Source organism: Mesorhizobium sp. M8A.F.Ca.ET.181.01.1.1 (genome assembly GCF_004792025.1).
Taxonomy (GTDB): Bacteria; Pseudomonadota; Alphaproteobacteria; order Rhizobiales; family Rhizobiaceae; genus Mesorhizobium.
Genome location: NZ_SRTV01000001.1, coordinates 1234896 through 1253677 on the forward strand (window position 1 = coordinate 1234896; position 18782 = coordinate 1253677).

Sequence of the window (18782 nt, forward strand, 5' to 3'; positions counted from 1 at the left end):
TGCGTCTTCCGGGTGGCGAGATCAGTCCCTTCAAGAAAAAAGGCGGGAGACAAATCCCCCGCCTTTTTCGTTTTGGCTTGGCGACCGCTTAATGCAGGCGGCCGCTGGCATGGGCCAGCATGGTGTAGACCTTGCCGGTGTCCGACGTGAGATAGGTCTGCGCCATGATGTTGTCGCGGTCGTTGCGCGAGACATCCTTGAGCAGCTTCTCGAAATCGTCGCAATAGCGGTCGACGGCGGCGCGGAATTCGGCCTCCGCCTGGTACTTGCGGCGGATTTCGTCGAACGTCTGCTGGCCTTTCAGCGTGTAGAGCCTGCGCGTGAAGACGTCACGCTCGCCACGCCGGTAGCGGTTCCACAGCTCGATCGAGGCATCGTGATCGATGGCCCGCGCGATATCGACGGACAGCGAGTTCAGCGATTCCACGACATGCAGCGGGGAACGCTGGGCAGGGGCCGGGCGCGGTGCTTCCGCGGGCGCTTGGGGGGCCGCCGGCCTGAGGTCGGCATCGTTCGACGCGGCGGTCAGCAGATCACGCACCCAGCCGCCTTGCGGCGCGCGGGCACCGGCGTCGGTGGCACGCTGGCGTGGTGCTGGCTCCGCCGGACGCTCCAGATCGAGCGTGCCGCGCAGTGCCGCGCCGCCCAGCGGTGCCTGCGGCGGGCGCAGATCCGCCTGCTGCGGCGCCGGAGCGCGACGGGGCGGCTCGGCGGCGCGTGCCGCCGGTGCCTGCGGCGCCGGACGCAAGGGACGCGGTTCCGAGGAGTCGCCGCCACGACCGGATTTCGCAACGATATCCGAAAGCTCCTTCAAGGCGTTGATCTGCTCGGAAACGGCGCGTCGGATGGCCGAGGTCGATTCCTTGGCCTCTTCCGGCATCTCGATGACGCCTTTCTTGAGCTCGGCGCGGGTGAGGTCGAGCTCGCTCTTGATCGAGCCCGCCGTGCGCCGCATTTCCTCGGTCGCATCGGCGAAGCGCTTGGTTGCCGACTCGACGACCTCGGTGATGGCGTTGCGGATCTTGTCGGCCGATTCCAGCGTCTTGCCTTCGGCGTTCTGCAGCGTCTGGCCGACGAGGTTTTCGAAAGAACGCATGACCCTTTCGAGATCTTCCGACTTCTTGACCAGGCCAACGGCGAGATCCTCGAGCGACGACTGTCTTTCCAGCGTGTGTTCGAGGTTGCTCTGGGCCGAGCTCAGGAGGTCCGAGGCGCCGGCGAGCAGGCGGCTGTGTTCGTCGAACTTGGTGGCGATCGAGGCGACCTCACGCAAGGTCGACGACGACAGTTCCGTCAGCCTTGTCGTGTTCGAATCGACCAGACGCGCCGAGCTGGCAAAGGTCTGCGCCGCCTTTTCGGTGGTTGCCGCGAAGCTTTGCGTGCTGCCGGTCAGACGTTGGTCGACCTCGCCGAGGTTGACCGCGGCCTGCTCGATCAACTGACCGAGCTGCGAGCTGGACTTGGTCATCCGGCCGATGAGATCGGCGACGCTGTCGGACAGCGACGAACGGGCGCCTTCGACCGCCGACAAGGTTTCGGCGGTACGGCTGGCCAGCGCGTTGACCAGGGTCGCATTCTCGCTGCGCAGCTTCTCGGTCGCGCGTTCCGTGACCTCTTCCATGCTCTTTTGCAGGTCCGAGCCGCCCTGGGTGAAGCGCTCGACCAAAGGACGCGCGGTTTCGTCGAGGATCTTCGACATCTCGGCGGACCGCGCCGCGAGCATGGTGTTGAGCTCGCGGGTGTTGGCGCCGATCGTCTTGGCGGCATCGTTGGTGCTCTGGCCGATATGCTGGCCGACCGCGGTAAAGGTCTCCGCGATCACATTGGCACGCGATACGAGTTGCGCCTCGGCGGTCGATACCTGCTCGTTGAGCTTCTGGCCCATCGTCTCGGCCGTGTAGGCGAGCCGGTTTTCGACGCCGGCGATCTGCTCTTCGACACGGGCGGCCGCGGCCGCCGCGCTCGATGCAAGACGCTCGTCGGCGCCGGCAAGCGCCTGCTCGATTTCGCGCGCATGCACGGCCAGTTCCTGGCCGGTCTGGCGGGCACGATCGGCGACCCTCTGCTCGGTGCTGGCGAAGGCGCCGACAATGGTCTGCGCATGCTCGCCGATCGTCGAGGTGCTGTCGGCTATGCGCGAAACCAGGCGCTGGTCGGCGTCGTCGAAGATGCGGGCGATTTCGGACGCCCGGCTGGACAGCGCGTCCGAACCCTCGGCGATGCGCGAGACCAAATGCTGGTCGGCGGCGTCGAAGATGCGGCCAAGGTCCGACGCGCGGGCGGCGAGCGCCTCGGCGGATTCGCCGATTCGCATGCCGAGCCGCTGGTCGGCGCTTTCGAAGTTGCGCAAGATGTCGCCGGCGCGGGCGGCCAGCGACTGCGCCGTTTCCACGGCCCGGGCGACGAGCTTCTGGTCGGCCGCGTCGAACGTGCCGGCAATCTCGCTTGCGCGGGCGGCCAGCTGATCGGCGGTCTGCTGGGCACGGGCGGCGAGCTTTTGGTCCGTCATGTCGAAGGTGCCGGCGATCTCGCCAGCGCGAGCGGCGAGCTGATCGGCGGTTTCATGGGCGCGGGCCAGCAGCGAGCTGGACGTGTCGTCGGCGCGGGCGAGCAAGGCGTTCGACGTATCTTCCGCGCGGGCGTGGAGGCGACGATCGGCCTCCTCGAAGGTGCGGGCAATGTCTTCGGCCCGTGCCAGCAGGGCGGCGGACGTCTGTTCGGCGCGCTCGGCGATCTTGCGATCGGCGTCGCTGAAGGCCGCACCGGCCTGCTCGTGCAGCGTGCTGGTGACTTCCAGGACCTTTTCGCGCAAGGCGCCGGCGACGAAGACCGCGCTCTTCTCGAGGACGCTGCGGACGTTGTCGACACCAGTCGACAGGGCGCGCTCCATGGTGCCGGCGCGTTCCTCGATGATGCCGGTCTGGCGGCTGAACGCCTGCTCGATCTTGTCGACATCGGCGGCGATGGCGACGGAAATGTCCGTGCTCCGGGCCGCAATCTGGTCGATATGGCCGGACAGCGAGCGATCGACGTCCTTGCGGGTCTCGGCGAGCTTGCCGAGATCATCTTCCAGCGCCCGGCTGAGCATATTGCGGCCTTCGGACAACTTGCCGACATGCCCGGCGATGATGTCGTCGATATCGCCGCGGCTTTCGGTCAGCCTCTGCAGGTCGGCTTCGAGAGCGCGCTTGAGAATGTCGCGGCCCTCGGCGAGCTTCTCGACCTGGCCGGCCACCAAGCCGTCGATGCTGGAGCGGCTCTCGGCCAGCTTGGCAAGATCGGCCTCCAGCGCACGCTTGAGGACATCACGGCCTTCGGCGAGCTTCTCGACCTGACCGGCGACCAGCCCGTCGATGCTGGAGCGGCTCTCGGCCAGCTTGGCAAGATCGTCTTCGAGCGCCTTCGACAAGGTCGAACGCTCCTGGACAAGCCGTTCCGCGTGATTGTTGACGTGGCCGCTAACGGTCAGCAGGTCCGCCTCGAGCGCTCTCGACAAGGTCGAACGATCCTGGGCGAGCCTCTCGGTGTGGCTGTTGACGTGGCTGCCGACAGTTTCGAGGTCGGCCTCAAGCGCCTTCGACAATGTCGAACGCTCCTGGGCAAGTCGGTCCGAGTGGCTGTTGACAAGGCTGTTGACGGTTTCGAGATCGGCCTCCAGCGCGCGGGCGAACTGGGCGCGGTCGTCGACCAGTTTCTGGGACTGGTCGGTAACGGTGTTCCTGACCGTGTTGAGGTCGGCCTCCAATGCGCGGCGCAGGATGTCGCGACCTTCGGCGAGCTTCTCGACCTGGCCGGCGACCAGCCCGTCGATGCTGGAGCGGCTTTCGGCCAGTTTCGCGAGATCGTCCTCCAGCGCTTTCGACAAGGTCGAGCGATCCTGAACCAGCCTGTTCATGTGGTCGGCGATGACGCTGTTCACGTTCTGCAGATCGGCTTCCAGAACGCGCGAGAGCTGCCCGCGATCCTCGGCAAGTTTGTCCGACTGGCTCGATATGACGTTCTTGATGGTGTTGAGGTCGGATTCCAGCGCACGCTTGAGAATGTCGCGGCCTTCAGCGAGCTTCTCGACCTGGCCGGCGACCAGCCCGTCGATGCTGGCGCGGCTTTCGGCCAACTTGGCGAGATCGGCTTCAAGCGTCTGCGACAGCAGCCCGCGGTCTTCCGCCAGGCGCCCCGAATGGCTGTCGATCAGGCCGCGTATGCCCGACAAGTCGCTTTCGAGCGAACGGCCGAGCTGCGTGCGGTCTTCGGCCAGTTTCGCCGAATGCGCCTCGATGAGGTTCTTGATACCGGCAATGTCGTTTTCCAGCGCCTTGGCGAGCACCGCGCGGCCCTCGGCGATTTTCTCGACCTGGCCGGCGACAAGGCCGTCTATGTCGGCGCGGCTGTCGGACAATTTGCCGAGATCAGCTTCCAAAGCGCGCGACAGGATGTTGCGGCCTTCAGCCAGTTTTCCGACATGTCCGGCGACCATTTCATCAATGATCGTACGAGCTTGCACCAATTTACCAGAGTCTTCGTTGAGGGCCAGAGAGAGCCGGTTGCGGCCTTCTTCCAGCCTTTCGAGGTGGCTGCCGAGCGACGCATCGATGGCGGCGCGCGATTCGTTGACCTTGCGCAGGTCTTCTTCGAGCGCACGCGCTATCAGGCCGCGGCCTTCGGCCAGCTTCTGCACCTGGTTGGTCACCGCGGCATCGATGCCGGCGCGGCCCTCGGCGAATTTCGCCAGGTCCGCCTGCATGGCTTCCGCCATGCGCTCGCGGCTCTCGGAAAGCTTGCGGCTGTGGTTTTCGACGGCTTCCTCGATACCGACGCGGGCGTCGGCAAGTCTCTGGATGTCGGCGTCGAAGGAGCGCGACACGACGTGGCGGGCTGCCTCCATGCGGCCGGCGAAATCGCTGGCGCGCGCTTCGAGCATGGACGAGGTCGAGGTGACGATGTCGGCCATGTCGGCGCCGATCTGGGTCTTGCCCTGATCGATCATGGCCGACAGCGTGTCCTTGCTCTCGGCGAAGGTGTGGGCGATTTCACGCGCACGCTCGACCAGCGTTTCGTTGATCTGACGGGCGCGGGCTTCCAGCGCCGCATTGAGCTTCTGCGTGCCGGTGTCCAGCGCTTCGGCGCGGGTCTGAAATTCGCTGATCAGCGCCTGGCCGCGTTCGGCCAAGGTGCGCTCGATGCCGTTGAGGCTGGCCTCGAACTCGGAATTGAGGGTGCGCGCGGCGCCGCCGAGCAGAGACACCATGCCGGTGGTGCGGTCGTCGAGCAGGTCGGTCAACGAGCGAGTCAAGCCGTCCGTGGTGTCCGTCAGCTTGGCGATGCGGGTATCGAGCAGGCTGGCGAAAGCCTCGCCGGAGGTCGAAAGCCGGTCGGTGATGTTGTCGAGCCGGCCTTCCACCGAGTCGAAGATCGACATCGAGCTTTCATTGATGCGGTCGATCAGCGTGTCGCCGGAATTGGTGATCGTCATCGACAGCTTGGTCGACGCATTGAGGATGCTGTCGCGGATGATGTCGCTTGCCGCGCCGATTTCATCGCGCAAGGTCTCGTGCGCACCGGAGATCGAGGCGCGGACGCGTTCGGCATGGGAGACCACGGCTTCGCGTTCGCTGCCCAGTCCGTCGACCAGCGACCGAATCCGGGTTTCGTTTTCCGAATAGGAGCGCTCGATCTGGTTGACCTCGCTGTGGACCAGCGTTTCCAGCTCCACGGCACGGGCAAGCGTGCGTTCGATGCCCTCGCCCATGGCGGCCACCTCGCGGCGGACGGCCTGGCCGATCATCATGACGCGATCCTGGGCCATGTTTTCCGGCTCGGTCAGGCGGAAGGCCACTTCCGTCATCGATTGCGCGGCGATGCGCATGTCCTGGGCGCGGCGGATCATCGCCGCGAAGGCCCAGAACAGGATGACGGGCACGATTGCCGCGACCGCGAGGCCGATCAGTTCGGGGCGGGCGAAAAACTGGTCCAGCGTGCGTATCCGCCAGATGCCCGGTCCAAAAAGCAGGTTGGCCAGTCCGCCGGCGCCCGCTATCCAGGCGAGCGAGACAAAGGCGATGACCCAGTAGATGGTGTTGGAGGCGCGCCTGTTCAGGCTGTGCAGAAGGGTCTTGTAATCTTTCTGGCGATCGTCGTTGGCTGGCGCGAAACCAGCGGGCTGGCCACCATTGCGCGTCTCCACCGGGCGAAGTTCGGCCGGCTTGGCCTTTGGCGCGGGCTTTGCGGCCTGAGCCTGATTGACGACGGGCGCCGACGGCTGCTGATTGCGTCCCTCGCGTGCCAACTCGTCGGCGGCCTGCGATATCTGCGCTTCCAGATCTTCCATCGAAGCCGCGATATCGAGGTCGCCGCTGTCGGTATCGCTGCTCAGGTCGAGATCGAGCGCTTTTTCGAGTTCCCTGGCTACGTCGCTGTCGAGAGTTCTGGTCGTCGTTGGTTTCTTCGCCATGCCTTCGCTACCCTGTACTAGCTGCCGCGGGGGCTTATAATTCTGGTTATCTTACCCCCGCGCAGGAGGCTGAAAATGGACCCTCGTATCGTAATGACACAGGGGGGTAAAGAAAACATGCATTCCGCGGGATACGTAAAACTTTAAATATAAGGTTAACGGAACCGTGATTTGGGCGCCGTTTTCGCAACATTTTTCCCGGCCATTCATTAACCCGTTGTCCACTGGAATCGCCTAGTTTTTCAGGCGGCCGAAGAAAATGGAGTTCGAGTTCATGCGTGGCGAAAGCGGCATTGCCTTCTCAATGCCCGGGGGCGACGTATCGGGAACGAGGCAGTCCCGGCCGGTCGATTTGGCACACCTTGCCCGTCAAACGATGGGCGACCGCGCCCTTGAGCAGGAGGTGCTGGCGCTGTTTGTACAGCAGGCATTGTCGGTGCGCGACAAAATAGTCGATGCCGACATCAAGGACCGGCTGCTGCTGGCTCATGGTTTGAAAGGATCGGCACGCGGCGTGGGCGCCTTCGCCATCGCCGATTGCGCCACCGATATCGAGCGCCGTCCGGAGGACGTCCAGACCCTCAAGCGGCTCGGCCGGCTGATCGACGAAATGCGCGACTTCATCGCCGCCATCAATCGCTGATTCCGGTTTGCGACAAAAACGTCACGGAGCGCCGCTTTCGTGCGGCAGTTGACTTGTTTGCCGGAGTGATTATCTCGGGCGAAACTCTCTTTCGTCCCAGGCGAAAGGCTCTTCGTTGCGGGCGAAACTCCCTTCAGGTGACAAATGACCAAACTGACCTTCATCGCCCATGACGGCACACATTTCGACGTGGATGCCGAAAACGGCTCGACGGTCATGGAAAACGCCATTCGCAACGCCGTTCCGGGCATCGAAGCGGAGTGCGGTGGCGCCTGCGCCTGCGCGACCTGTCATGTCTATGTCGACGAGGCCTGGACGGCCGAAGTCGGCGAGCCCGAGGCGATGGAAGAAGACATGCTGGACTTCGCCTATGAGGTCCAGCCGAACTCGCGCCTGTCTTGCCAGATCAAGGTGCGCGACGCACTCGACGGCCTGATCGTGCGGGTGCCAGAACGTCAGGGCTGAAAGCCTGCATCGGCGATTTTTGCCGCTGACGCTTGGCAGCGGGGCAATGGTCATGCAGTCTCGCCGGGACTTTCGCAGCGAGGCGCATCATGACCGGCATCATCAGCACAGACGTCCTCATTGTCGGGGCAGGGCCGGTCGGCCTGTTCGCCGTGTTCGAACTCGGCCTGCTGGACCTCAAGTGCCACCTGATCGACATTCTCGACAAACCGGGCGGCCAATGCGCGGAACTCTATCCGGAAAAACCGATCTACGACATCCCCGGCTGGCCCTCGATTTCGGCGCAAGGGCTCGTCGACAAGTTGCTTGAGCAGGTTGAGCCGTTCAAGCCTGACTTCACCTACAACCGCATGGTCTCCAGTCTCGAAAAGTTGGACGACGGCGGCTTTCGCGTGACCACGGACGAGAACGAGGTGTTCGAAGCCAAGGTGGTGGTGATCGCCGCCGGCGGCGGCTCATTCCAGCCGAAGCGCCCGCCAATTCCCGGCATCGAGGCCTATGAAGGCACGAGCGTCTTCTATTCGGTTCGCCGGATGGAGGATTTTCGCGACCATGACCTGGTCATCGTCGGCGGCGGCGACTCGGCGCTGGACTGGACGCTGAACCTGCAGCCGGTGGCAAAGAGCGTGACACTCGTTCACCGGCGGCCCGAGTTTCGCGCAGCGCCCGACAGCGTCAACAAGATGTACGCCATGCAGGAGATGAAGCAGCTGGAATTTCGGGTCGGCCAGGTGACCGGGCTCACCGGAGCCGATGGCCAGCTGGCATCGGCCACCATCAAGGGAGGCCCGGATGGCGACATCGAGGTGCCTTGCACCCGCATGCTGCCGTTTTTCGGCCTGACCATGAAGCTCGGCCCGATCGCGGAATGGGGGCTCAATCTCCATGAGAACCTGATCCCGGTCGATACGGAGAAATTCCAGACATCGGTGCCCGGCATCTTCGCGGTGGGCGACATCAACTGGTACCCGGGCAAGCTGAAGCTGATCCTGTCGGGTTTCCACGAGGTGGCGCTGATGGCGCAGGCCGCCAAGCGCGTCGTCAGCCCCGGCGAACGAATCGTGTTCCAGTATACGACTTCGTCCACCAGCCTGCAGAAGAAGCTCGGCGTCTCCGGCTAGCTATTCCGCCAGGATGGGCGCCGGATCGTCGACGTGGCCTCGAAGTTCTTTCTCGGGCATCAGCGTAAGCGTGATGAGGCCCAGTCCCAGAGTGCCGGCCGCGACGAGAAAGATCATCACGAAGGGCTGGGCCGATGCGACATGTCCAGCCACCGCAACGCCTTCACCGGCCAGCGGCAACCCAAAGCCCAGAGCGATGGCCCCGAGCATCGCGACCCCCAATGCACTGCCCAGCGACCGCAGAAAGGTAAGCACCCCCGTCGCCACACCAAGATGCATGCGGTCGACGGCATTCTGCACGGAGACGGTGGTTACCGGAAATGTCGTCCCGGTCCCCAGCCCGATACAGATGGTCAGGACTTCGACGACCAGCAACGATGCATGGCCGGCGACAAAGGCCAGCAGGCCCATGCACAGGATGGCGAAGAGGACGCCGACCATGGCGATGCGCTTGTAGTGGGTGAAGCGCGGTATCAGGCGGCCGCTGGAAGCGGCGCCGCCCACGGTTCCAAGCAGAAGGCCGAGCATTGCAATGCCCGACTCGCTGGCCGTCAGGCCAAGTATCGATTGCAGATAGACCGGCAGATAGACGGCAAGGCCGACGCTGGAGGCCTGGAGCAGGAACATCGACAGAGTGCCGGCCAGGACGATCGGGTTGCCCAGCACTTCCAGCGAAATGAGCGGTTCGGCCGCCCGCATCAGCCGCAGGGCAAAGGCTCCCCAGAAAAGCGCGGAGCCGGCCAGGACGCCGACGACTTCCGGCGACATCCACAGGTAAGCGCTGCCGCCCCAGTTCAGCGCCAGCAGCAACAGCGCCGTGGCCACGATGAGCAGCAATGCGCCAAGACCATCGATGCTGTGATTCTTGGCCGCGATCGGCAGCTTCTTGAGCGGCGTGTTGATGATCGCCATCGCAACAAAGCCCAGAGGGATATTGATCCAGAAGATGAGGGACCAATGCAGATGTTCGGCAAAAGTGCCGCCCAGCAGCGGCCCGGCGACGCTGGCGACGGCCCATGTGCCGGAAAACCACGCCGCATAGCGCGCCCGCTCGCGCGGCGGGACAAGGTCGCCGACCACGGTCTGCGTCAGCGCGAAAAGGCCGCCGCCACCGGCCCCCTGGATCGCGCGCCCCAGGATAAGGACGAACATGTTGGGAGCCAGTGCGCTGACCAGCGATCCGACAAGAAAGATGAGAATTGCCGCATAGACGGTCGGCCGACGCCCATAGACGTCGGAAATCTTGCCGTAGAGCGGTGCCACGGCGGTTGCGGTCAAGAGGTAGCCGGTGACAATCCAGGGCAGGTATTCGGCATGGCCGAGCGAGCGCCCGATGGTCGGCATGGCGGGCGCGACGATGGTCTGGTCGAGGGCCGCCAGCAGCATCGACAGAAGGACGCCGCCGATAATGGCGTTCTTTTCGCTTTCGGTCAGCGGCGCGCTCGCGGCCGCCACGGCCTGCTTGTCGACTGCCTGGTCCATATTTCTCGTCCATGCGCCTTGCGCTGCCGCATCACCATCGGGTCTTTGTGGTGCATTCGCGGCGCGATCGATCGTGATGGTCGTGCTTCCAGCTTGTGCCCGAGGCAACCCTGGATATGTCGTTCCCTATAGACCGATTTCGAACGCCGCTCGAAAAAAATTCGAAGCTGGCACTACGCTTCCGCCCGGTTGGCTTGCATCCAGGCGAACGGAGCCGGCGAGGAAACTCAGGTTGGCGGCGGCAATTGGCCACTCTCGATGCGTTGCATCCGGTAGCGCATCAGCCGCAGGATGCGGCTTTCGAAATTGACGCCTTCGACACGGTCGAACCGCAACTGGTCCTGGTCGTGTCTGGCAAGCTCGGCCGCCGTTATCTCGGCGGCCTTGGCCTTTGCAGCATTGCAATCCTTCTGCGGATGGGTTGCCTTCAGCGCGTCTTCCAGTGCGCGGCCGTGGTTCTTGGCGATCTCGACATGGCGGTCTTCATGGCGCTTGATGTCGGCGGACAATGTATCCCAGAACAGCCGTACATCGGCATCGGCTTTGCGTGGGCGGCGCCATTCGGGAAGGATCACCTTGACCTTGACGGTCACGACCGCGTCGGCGATCCGGCAGGAGCCGGACTGGCTGGCGTAGCTGATGCGTGTCGTGAAGGCCATCTGGGTGGCGCCCGGGTGGCGCGACCCCGTGCTTTTGACCTGCGGCCCGTGTTTGGCGAGTTGCTGCTCGATATCCTCCAGCGTTCTGCCGCCAATGGCGAAATAGCTGTATGTCTTCACCAGATTGGCCGCATCCGCCGGAACGGCGACGGTAAGCAGCAGTGCGCAGAGCAGGGATCGTGTCATCATGTTGCCTCTTCGGTCACCTTGCTTTACGGCCTTTGCCGGCGCAACGGAACTGATCCGATGCGGATCACACATCGTTGATGACCCCCTTGGTTGATGAGCCCATGGTTGATGCGCAATGACGGCGAGGCGATGGCAGCTGGCGCATGGGCGTCATCTCGAGCTTGGCGGCAAGGCCGTGGTAGTTGGCATCCTCAATGTCACGCCCGACAGCTTTTCCGACGGCGGCCTGTTTGATGCTCCCGAAACCGCGCTGGTCCATGCGCGCCGCATGATCGGGGAAGGCGCCGCGGTCATTGATATCGGCGGCGAATCGACCCGGCCCGGCGCGGCGGCGATCTCGGCCAGCGAGGAGCAGGCCCGTATCCTGCCGGTGATCGAGGCGCTGGCGCGTGCAGGCGACGTGCTGATCTCGGTCGACACCTATCGTGCGGAGACAGCACGGCTCGCGGTGGCAGCCGGCGCGCACATCGTCAATGATGTCTGGGGTCTGCAGCGCGAGCCAGGCATTGCGCGGGTGGCGGCCGAAACCGGCGCCGGGCTCGTCATCATGCATACCGGCCGCGACCGCGAAAAGCTGCCCGACGTGATCGCCGACCAGTTGGCGTTCCTGGGAAAATCGCTGGAGATCGGGCGCGGGCAGGGTGTCGCCGACGACCATGTCGTGCTCGACCCCGGCTTTGGTTTCGCCAAGGAGACGGCGGCGGAAAACCTCGATCTGATGGCGCGGTTTTCCGAGCTTGGCGCGCTCGGCTTCCCGCTGATGGCCGGTACGTCGCGAAAACGCTTTATCGGCACCGTCACCGGCCGCGACGCAGCCGACCGGGCGGCCGGTACGGCGGCGACCAGCGTCATACTCAGGCTCAAGGGCGCGCATCTGTTTCGCGTCCATGATGTCGCAATCAACGTGGACGCGCTGGCCGTGGCGGATGCTATGCTGGCGCGGGACACCGGATCGGAACGCTGAGCCATGTATGTCATCCGCATGAAGAATTGCGCCTTCTTTGCCCGGCACGGCGTGCTGGACGAGGAAGAAGCGCTCGGGCAGCGCTTCTATGTCGATGCCTCGCTCACCGTCGAGCCCGGACGTGCGCTCGTCGATGACGCCATCGGGGAAACCGTCAATTACGGCGTTGCCTTCACCGTCATCGAGGAGATCATTACCGGACACAGGCGCTTCCTGATCGAGGCCCTGGCCCTGGAAGTCGCAAAGGCCCTCACCGGGCGCTTTCCCCAGATTCGCAAAGCCGAGGTCACCGTTCGCAAGCCGAATGCGCCGGTGCCTGGCGTGCTCGATTACGTCGAGGTGACCGTTGTCTGGCCCGAGTAACACCGTCTATCTGAGCCTCGGCGGCAATCTCGGTGATCCGGCCAAGTCGATGGGGGCTGCATTGCGCCTGCTCGACGCCGATGCCGACACTGACATGGCCGCCGTTTCCTCGCTCTACCGGACGCCGCCCTGGGGCAAGCTCGACCAGCCGGATTTCCTCAACGCGGCCGCAGCACTGTCGACGCGGCTGTCGCCGCGGGCATTGCTCGACCTCTGCCTCGATGCCGAGCGAAAGCTCAAGCGCGTGCGCGAGGAGAGGTGGGGGCCGCGCCTGATCGACATCGACATCCTGGTGTTCGGCGACCGCATCATCCATGAAACGGGCCTGGAAGTGCCACACCCGCGCATGCTGGAGCGCGCCTTCGTGCTGGCACCGCTGGCCGAGATCGCGCCGGACCTCACCATTGGCGGCAAACGCGTTGTCGATCGCCTGGGCTCGGTCGATGCCGCCGGCATCGAGCGCCTGCCGTCAGGCCAGGATTGGTGGCTGCGCTAGACCGCTGGTATCAGCCGGAGAAACCACCGTCATCCAGGAATGCTTTTTCCTCAGCGGTCGTTTCGCGCCCAAGCATCTTGTTGCGGTGCGGGAAACGGCCGAAGCGCTGGATGATGTCACGATGTTCCAGGGCGTATTTCAGATTGAACTCGGCCCTGGCTGTGTGAAGTTCAACCGACCGGTCCTGGTCGGCAAGATTTTCCGAATGCTCGAACGGCAAATAGAGGAATACGCGGACCTCCGGTTCCAGCGCCAAATCGTGGCCGGCAGCGACCGCCTTTTGCGCGAAATGCTTTGCCAGGGGGTCGGTCGCGAACATATGGCCGGTGCCGCGAAAGCAATTGCGCGGAAACTGGTCCAGCAGGATCATCAGCGCCAGCGAGCCTTCGGCATGTCCTGACCAGTCGTCGCATTCGCGCCGCGCGGCGGCGTAATGGAGGTCGAGGAAGCGGGCGCGGAAATCGGCATCGAATGCGTCGTTCTTCTCGAACCAGGCATCCTCGCCGGCGTCGCGCCAGAACTTGGTGACCGAGAGGGCTCTGCTGTTCAGTTCCATCGTTGATTTCCCCGTTCAATCCGCCGGTTCGGATTTATGCAGGACGCCGGCCGTTTCCTCGTTGAGCGCCTGGCCAGGACGGCGGGGCGTGGAAAGCGGGGTCGGGATCGGCGTGCCGATATTGCCTTTCAGGAAACGCTGTCCCGAGCGGATGCCTTCGGCGAGCTGGGTCTCGAAGCGGGCCGTGTCGCGACGCCTGACGTCCTCGATCGTTTCGGCGACGTCTTCGGGATCGACGCCCAGCGCCTCGAGGGTCGAGCCACCAAAGACGAGCGCCGATTCGAAGGTTTCGCGCAGCTGATAATCGACGCCGGCGCGGATGAGCTGCAGCGCCGTGCCGCGGTCGAACGCACGTGCCAACACCGTAAGCAAGGGAAACTCCGCCTTGACGAGTTCGGCGATGCGGATGGCGGCGTCGGGCTTGTCGACACAGATCAGCACGGCCCGCGCCCGGCCGGCCCCGGCCGCGTGCAGGATGTCCAACCGCGTGCCATCGCCATAGTAGACCTTGAAGCCGAAATCGGCGGCCGCCTGGATCATCTCGACATCGTTGTCGATGATCGAGACGTCGATACCGCGCAAGAGCAGTGGTTGGCTGGCGATCTGGCCGAAGCGGCCGAAGCCGATGATCAGCACGCTGCCGGTCAGGCCGTCGGCGATTTCGACGCCGTCCAGCGACTGCTCGTCGCGCGGCGTCAAATGGCGCAAGGCGATGATCGCCAGCGGCGTCAGCACCATGGAGATGATGACGATCGCCGTCAGCGTCGCGTTTGCCTGGCCGTCGATGATGCCGACGGCGGCGGCCGCGGAATAGAGTACGAAGGCGAATTCACCGCCTTGCGCCATGAAGACCGCGCGCTCCAGTGCCTCGCGGTGGCCTGATTTCAGGATGCGGGCGACGATGTAGATGCCGAAAGCCTTCATCACCATGTAGGCGACGACATAGATGGCGATCAGCTTCCAGTTCGCGGCCACCACATGCAGGTCGAGCGACATGCCGACCGCAAGGAAGAACAGGCCGAGCAGGATGCCGCGGAACGGTTCGATGTCGGCTTCGAGCTGATGGCGGAAGGTCGATTCCGAAAGCAGCACCCCGGCCAGGAAGGCGCCCATCGCCATCGACAGGCCGCTGAGCTGCATGGCGAGCGCCGACCCGAGCACGACCAGCAGAGCCGCGGCCGTCATCACCTCGCGCGCACGGGCATCCGCCAGGATGCGGAAGAAGGGATTGAGCAGGTAGCGTCCCGCCACCACCAGTCCGACGATCGCGGCGAGGCCGATACCGACCTCGGTCAGCCGCTCCGACAGGCTGGTATCGGCACCGCCGGGCGCCAGGAAAGCGATCAGGGCGAGCAGCGGCACGATGGCCAGATCCTCCAGCAGCAGGATGGAGACGATGCGCTGGCCCTTGGGAGAGGCGATTTCGCCGCGCTCCTCCAGAAGCTGCATGACGATGGCCGTCGAGGTCAGCACGAAACCGGCCCCGGCGACGAAGGATTGCGCGATCGGAAACCCTCCGGCCATGCCGACACCAGTCAGCAGCACCGCGCAGACCCCGACTTGAAGCGCGCCAAGCCCGAAGATCTCGCGGCGCAGGCCCCAGAGCCGCGATGGCTGCATTTCCAGGCCGATGATGAACAGGAACATGACGACGCCGAGTTCGGCGACATGCAGGATGGCTCCCGATTCGGAAAAGACACCGATGCCGAACGGGCCGATCACCACGCCTGCGGCGAGATATCCGAGGATCGAGCCGAGACCCATGCGCTTGAAGATGGGGACGGCGACGACCCCTGCGGCAAGCAGCGCCACCACCTGAATGAGATCGCTGCCTGATGCTTCCGCTGCCATGCCTCTTGTCCCTGTGTCCGAAATCACTCCTTGCATGCAGTTGGAGCGGGAGGCAAGGGCGGGGAGCCTGCCAGGGCCGGCAGGGGTGCCGTCGAAGCGATTCCCCTGGTGGAACAACGGTCTCCGCTTGCCTGTCGGACGATTGGTGTCTATATCTGCCCAATGCCTGACCATTCGTCCCGGTCGTCTTCGGCGCCACATATTCCGATGGATGCGCTCAGCGAAGTCCTGCAAGACTTTCGCTTGAGTGGCGTCAACTATGGCCGATGCGAGCTCCGACATCCGTGGAGCATCGCCTTTCCGGAGCAACCGCTCCTTCGTTTTCACTTTGTAAGTCAGGGTCCATGCTGGATCCATACCGAAGCGCAGGGATGGCATGAGTTGCGCAATGGCGATTTGGTGCTGCTGCCGCAAGGCATCGCCCATCGGCTGGCTAGCGCGCCGGACGTCGCAGGCGGCTCGCTCGATGATTGCCAGGTGACCAAGTTGGGGGGCAACGTCTGCGAAGTCGTGCGGGAAGGCACGGGCGCGACAAGCACCCTGTTCTGCGGCTCCATGACCTTGGGCGCCTGTGCGCTTAACCCATTGATCGCGTTGATGCCACCTCTCATCAAGGGTTGCGACGTTGCCGGCAATGACCCGGTCGTTGGTCCTTTGCTGGCGGCAATGACCGCGGAGGCCGCGCAACCGCAGATGGGCAGCGCCACCATCTTGTCGCGTATGGCGGACTTGCTGACAGCCCGGCTCATTCGTTGCTGGGTCAATTGCACGGGAACTTCGACCACCGGTTGGCTCGCGGCCATCCGCGACCCTCATATCGGCCGCGCTCTGGCAGCCATGCACCGAGACCCCGGCCATAACTGGACGCTCGAAAGCCTCGCCGGCCTGGCGGGCCAATCGCGCTCGATTTTCGCGGAGCGCTTCAGCGCCGTATTGGGAGAAGGCGCGGCACGCTATCTCGCCCGTCTGCGCATGCAGCTTGCCCGCGAGTTGTTGGGACAAAACGGCTTGTCGGTGGCCGAGGTTGCTACCCGCTTGGGCTATGATTCCGAGGCATCCTTCGCTCGCGCCTTCAAGCGCATCACCAATGTCTCGCCGGGCGTTGTGCGTCGCACAATTCCTGGACGAATAGACATGAATTTCGGATTTTGAGATACATATCATCCGAAAAGACTCGTTTATGAAAGATCTCCAAACTTTGGAGATCCTTCCGTGACTGACACAACATTACAGCTTGAAGACGCGGCGATAGACCTTGATGCCGCCGCGCCGGCGACGTGGAGCGCAACCACATGGTTCGCGGTCCTTTCGTTGGCGGCAACCAGCTTTGCGCTGGTGTCCGCCGAATTCCTGCCGGCAGGTCTGTTGACGCCGATGGCGCGCGATCTCGGCATCAGCGAGGGGACGGCCGGGCAGGTGGTCACCGCCACCGCTTCCGTCGGCGCCGTGACGGCCATGTTGAGCAATGTCCTCATCGGCCGATTGAACCGCAAGACGGTGCTTGTCGGCCTCATGGCCCTGGCGGTCGGTTCCAACATTCTTGCGGCGCTGGCGCCCAATTTCTGGCTGTTATTGTTGGGCCGGGCCGGACTGGGGATCGCTCTCAGCGCTTTCTGGGCACTTTCGGTCGCCGTCGTGGCGAGGCTGGTTGGCGCCAATGCGACGGGGCGGGGCATGGCGATCGTCACCCTCGGCGTCTCGCTCGCAACAATTGCCGCACCGTCGATGGGCGCGTTGATCAGCGATTGGCTGGGTTGGCGCAGCGCCATGGCCATGACGGCGGGGTTGGCCTTGCTTGCCATGCTGCTGCAGTTGCTCAGCCTGCCGACCTTGCCTGCAACGGCAAGCAATAGTCTTGCAGACGTCTTTCGGCTGACACGGCGGCGTGGCATTCAACTCGGTATGCTCGCCATCCTTTTGCTGATGACGGGGCATTTTGCCGGCTCGGTCTATGTGCGTCCCTTTCTCGAACACGTGACGCTCCTTGCAACCGGGCCAATTGCCCTGGCATTGCTCGGATTTGGCATCGCGGCTGTGATCGGCAATATTGCCGGTGGCCGCATGGCCGACGCCAATATCCACGTGGCTCTCGTGGTTACGGCCGCATTGATGGCGTTCGCGGCGCTGGCATTGGTGCTTTGGGGCGTGCACATCGGCGTTGCCTTTGGGTTCGCCACCCTGTGGGGTTTCGCCTTCGGCATGGCGCCTGTGGTGCTGCCGACAAATCTGTCTCGCGCGGCGCCTGACGCGCTGGAAGCAGCCGGCAGCCTGATGGTCGCCTCCTTTCAGGTCGCCATCACCACCGGTGCGGTTGTCGGCGGTTATGTTGTGGACACCTATGGCCCGACAGCGCCTTTGACCGTGACGGCCATCCTTGCCGCATCGACGGCCGTCTTGGCGCTGCTACAACCGCGTAGCTGAACTTTGCCGCCGCCGACACAGCAGCCTGAATCCGGCCGTTGGCGATATTGCAGGCGCGCTACACAAGTTAACGTCGGTAACGCGTTGCATCTTGCCACAATCGAAGGCTAAGCACGCTCGGCTTCGGCCATTGGGGGTGAGCGGCGATCAAGTCGCGCCCTTTTGAGGAGATGACTGACATGAAGAAGTTTTTGCTCGTTGCCGTCGGGCTGGCGGTGCTTGCCGGTTCGGCCTGTTCAAAGGCGCCGGAATGCACGACCGAGATCGCAACCAAGAAAGCGCAGGACATGGCCGCCGCGCTGCAGGAGGCGATCACCAAGGACCCGTCCAAGGCGGCTGACCTGACCGCCAAGGTCCAGGCGGTGACGACCAAGTATCAGGGTTCCACGACCTTGGCCGACGCCTGCAAGGCCTATGACGAGGTGACCGCCGCGATCAAGGGCTGACGCCCGGTTCGTTTGTTTCAAAGGAGGCGGTGGCGATGGGCTGCCGCCTCTTTTGTTTGGGGGTATCCCAGCAATGCCAAGAACCATCCGGAATTGCTTAAAGAAATGGAGGCGGGGTGCGCCTCAGTTCGGCGTGATGGAGCCGACTTCGACGGCATCGACTCGCTTAAGGCTCATGCCGATCACCGGCACCAGTTGGTCCTGAACGCGCACGGCGACCGTCACCGTCATCGAATTGTCGTCGGGAATGCGTGCCTGCATGACGCCGCGCAGCTGGTTGCGGTTGATGGTGAAGACCACCTTGCGGGCGTCGACGACATTGCCGCCGATGATATCGAGCCCGGCACCGGCCGAGCCGCCCATGAAGGAACCCTTGTAGTCGCGGCCGTTGCGCTCGATCTTGGCCGACATCGGCTGGGTGAACATGCCGACCCGGCAGCCGCCGTCAAGCGTCATGCCCGTCTTGCCGTCGGGGGTGGAGCCGGTGAAGCTGCAGTTGAATTTCGTGCCCTTGTACTTGCCGGCGACGATTTCGCCGGGGCCGACCCACTTGCCTTCGGCCGACTGGAAAAACTGCTTGTCCGGCTCTCCGGCGCAAGCCCCGGAGGCAATACCGGCGACTGCTGTGATCGCCGCCGCCAGGGGCAAGATGCTGGACAGAATTACGCTTTTCATCGA

General features: G+C 64.0%; 15 protein-coding genes. 9 read left to right on the forward strand and 6 right to left on the reverse strand.

Annotation, left to right across the window (positions count from 1 at the left end; all coding sequences use genetic code 11):
- Positions 1-88 precede the first annotated feature (88 nt).
- Positions 89-6448 (reverse strand): kinesin, encoded by a 6360-nt coding sequence (locus EN824_RS06035; protein ID WP_135931984.1) that lies wholly within the window; start codon positions 6446-6448, stop codon positions 89-91.
- 274 nt (positions 6449-6722) lie between these two features.
- Between EN824_RS06035 and EN824_RS06040 the strand changes: the two genes are divergently transcribed.
- The 3 genes from EN824_RS06040 to EN824_RS06050 all read left to right on the forward strand — a co-directional run bounded on the left by EN824_RS06040 (position 6723) and on the right by EN824_RS06050 (position 8677).
- Entirely contained in the window at positions 6723-7091 is a 369-nt protein-coding gene (locus tag EN824_RS06040) for an Hpt domain-containing protein (RefSeq protein WP_135880465.1), read from the forward strand.
- A 144-nt stretch (positions 7092-7235) separates the two neighbouring features.
- The gene (locus EN824_RS06045; protein WP_027144910.1) at positions 7236-7556 is read left to right on the forward strand and encodes a 2Fe-2S iron-sulfur cluster-binding protein; all 321 of its coding nucleotides are present in this window, start codon (positions 7236-7238) and stop codon (positions 7554-7556) included.
- Positions 7557-7645: 89 nt separating this feature from the next.
- Entirely contained in the window at positions 7646-8677 is a 1032-nt protein-coding gene (locus EN824_RS06050) for an NAD(P)/FAD-dependent oxidoreductase (RefSeq protein ID WP_127280422.1), read from the forward strand.
- Here the strand turns inward: EN824_RS06050 and EN824_RS06055 are convergent, their stop codons facing one another.
- Entirely contained in the window at positions 8678-10159 is a 1482-nt protein-coding gene (locus EN824_RS06055; RefSeq protein WP_135864439.1) for an MDR family MFS transporter, read from the reverse strand.
- A 227-nt stretch (positions 10160-10386) separates the two neighbouring features.
- Positions 10387-11007, reverse strand: coding sequence for a DUF922 domain-containing protein (locus EN824_RS06060; RefSeq protein WP_167531424.1), 621 nt, complete (start codon positions 11005-11007; stop codon positions 10387-10389).
- Between the two features lie 115 nt (positions 11008-11122).
- On the opposite strand from EN824_RS06060, the gene folP reads away from it, so the two are divergent.
- The 3 genes from folP to folK are packed head-to-tail and all read left to right on the forward strand — an operon-like array spanning position 11123 to position 12830.
- On the forward strand, positions 11123-11971 hold the full coding sequence (folP, locus tag EN824_RS06065) for a dihydropteroate synthase (RefSeq protein ID WP_127872555.1): 849 nt from the start codon (positions 11123-11125) through the stop codon (positions 11969-11971).
- 3 nt (positions 11972-11974) lie between these two features.
- On the forward strand, positions 11975-12334 hold the full coding sequence (gene folB / locus EN824_RS06070; RefSeq protein ID WP_023773903.1) for a dihydroneopterin aldolase: 360 nt from the start codon (positions 11975-11977) through the stop codon (positions 12332-12334).
- Positions 12318-12830: a 2-amino-4-hydroxy-6-hydroxymethyldihydropteridine diphosphokinase gene (gene folK, locus EN824_RS06075; RefSeq protein ID WP_127281141.1), complete on the forward strand. Its 513-nt coding sequence runs from the start codon at positions 12318-12320 to the stop codon at positions 12828-12830. Before folB ends, folK begins: the two co-directional genes overlap by 17 nt.
- A gap of 10 nt (positions 12831-12840) precedes the next feature.
- Here folK and EN824_RS06080 read toward each other — a convergent pair whose 3' ends face one another.
- Entirely contained in the window at positions 12841-13386 is a 546-nt protein-coding gene (locus EN824_RS06080) for a DUF924 family protein (RefSeq protein WP_127872554.1), read from the reverse strand.
- Between the two features lie 15 nt (positions 13387-13401).
- Positions 13402-15237: a monovalent cation:proton antiporter-2 (CPA2) family protein gene (locus tag EN824_RS06085; protein WP_127279121.1), complete on the reverse strand. Its 1836-nt coding sequence runs from the start codon at positions 15235-15237 to the stop codon at positions 13402-13404.
- Positions 15238-15399: 162 nt separating this feature from the next.
- On the opposite strand from EN824_RS06085, the gene EN824_RS06090 reads away from it, so the two are divergent.
- From EN824_RS06090 to EN824_RS06100, 3 genes are all read left to right on the forward strand, one after another.
- Positions 15400-16389 (forward strand): AraC family transcriptional regulator, encoded by a 990-nt coding sequence (locus tag EN824_RS06090; protein ID WP_189343655.1) that lies wholly within the window; start codon positions 15400-15402, stop codon positions 16387-16389.
- 60 nt (positions 16390-16449) lie between these two features.
- Positions 16450-17658, forward strand: coding sequence for an MFS transporter (locus EN824_RS06095; protein ID WP_127279122.1), 1209 nt, complete (start codon positions 16450-16452; stop codon positions 17656-17658).
- Positions 17659-17837: 179 nt separating this feature from the next.
- A complete protein-coding gene (locus EN824_RS06100) occupies positions 17838-18104 on the forward strand; it encodes a hypothetical protein (RefSeq protein ID WP_027029131.1) in 267 nt (88 codons plus the stop codon).
- Positions 18105-18227: 123 nt separating this feature from the next.
- Here the strand turns inward: EN824_RS06100 and EN824_RS06105 are convergent, their stop codons facing one another.
- Complete coding sequence (locus EN824_RS06105) at positions 18228-18779, reverse strand: hypothetical protein (RefSeq protein WP_127279123.1); 552 nt, start codon at positions 18777-18779, stop codon at positions 18228-18230.
- Positions 18780-18782 lie beyond the last annotated feature (3 nt).

Bases quoted from the DNA above. Each gene is read 5' to 3' on its own strand.
- EN824_RS06035 (WP_135931984.1), bottom strand. From the start codon at position 6,448: ATGGCGAAGAAACCAACGACGACCAGAACTCTCGACAGCGACGTAGCC.
- EN824_RS06040 (WP_135880465.1), top strand. From the start codon at position 6,723: ATGCGTGGCGAAAGCGGCATTGCCTTCTCAATGCCCGGGGGCGACGTA.
- EN824_RS06045 (WP_027144910.1), top strand. From the start codon at position 7,236: ATGACCAAACTGACCTTCATCGCCCATGACGGCACACATTTCGACGTG.
- EN824_RS06050 (WP_127280422.1), top strand. From the start codon at position 7,646: ATGACCGGCATCATCAGCACAGACGTCCTCATTGTCGGGGCAGGGCCG.
- EN824_RS06055 (WP_135864439.1), bottom strand. From the start codon at position 10,159: ATGGACCAGGCAGTCGACAAGCAGGCCGTGGCGGCCGCGAGCGCGCCG.
- EN824_RS06060 (WP_167531424.1), bottom strand. From the start codon at position 11,007: ATGATGACACGATCCCTGCTCTGCGCACTGCTGCTTACCGTCGCCGTT.
- folP (WP_127872555.1), top strand. From the start codon at position 11,123: ATGACGGCGAGGCGATGGCAGCTGGCGCATGGGCGTCATCTCGAGCTT.
- folB (WP_023773903.1), top strand. From the start codon at position 11,975: ATGTATGTCATCCGCATGAAGAATTGCGCCTTCTTTGCCCGGCACGGC.
- EN824_RS06080 (WP_127872554.1), bottom strand. From the start codon at position 13,386: ATGGAACTGAACAGCAGAGCCCTCTCGGTCACCAAGTTCTGGCGCGAC.
- EN824_RS06085 (WP_127279121.1), bottom strand. From the start codon at position 15,237: ATGGCAGCGGAAGCATCAGGCAGCGATCTCATTCAGGTGGTGGCGCTG.
- EN824_RS06090 (WP_189343655.1), top strand. From the start codon at position 15,400: ATGCCTGACCATTCGTCCCGGTCGTCTTCGGCGCCACATATTCCGATG.
- EN824_RS06100 (WP_027029131.1), top strand. From the start codon at position 17,838: ATGAAGAAGTTTTTGCTCGTTGCCGTCGGGCTGGCGGTGCTTGCCGGT.
- EN824_RS06105 (WP_127279123.1), bottom strand. From the start codon at position 18,779: ATGAAAAGCGTAATTCTGTCCAGCATCTTGCCCCTGGCGGCGGCGATC.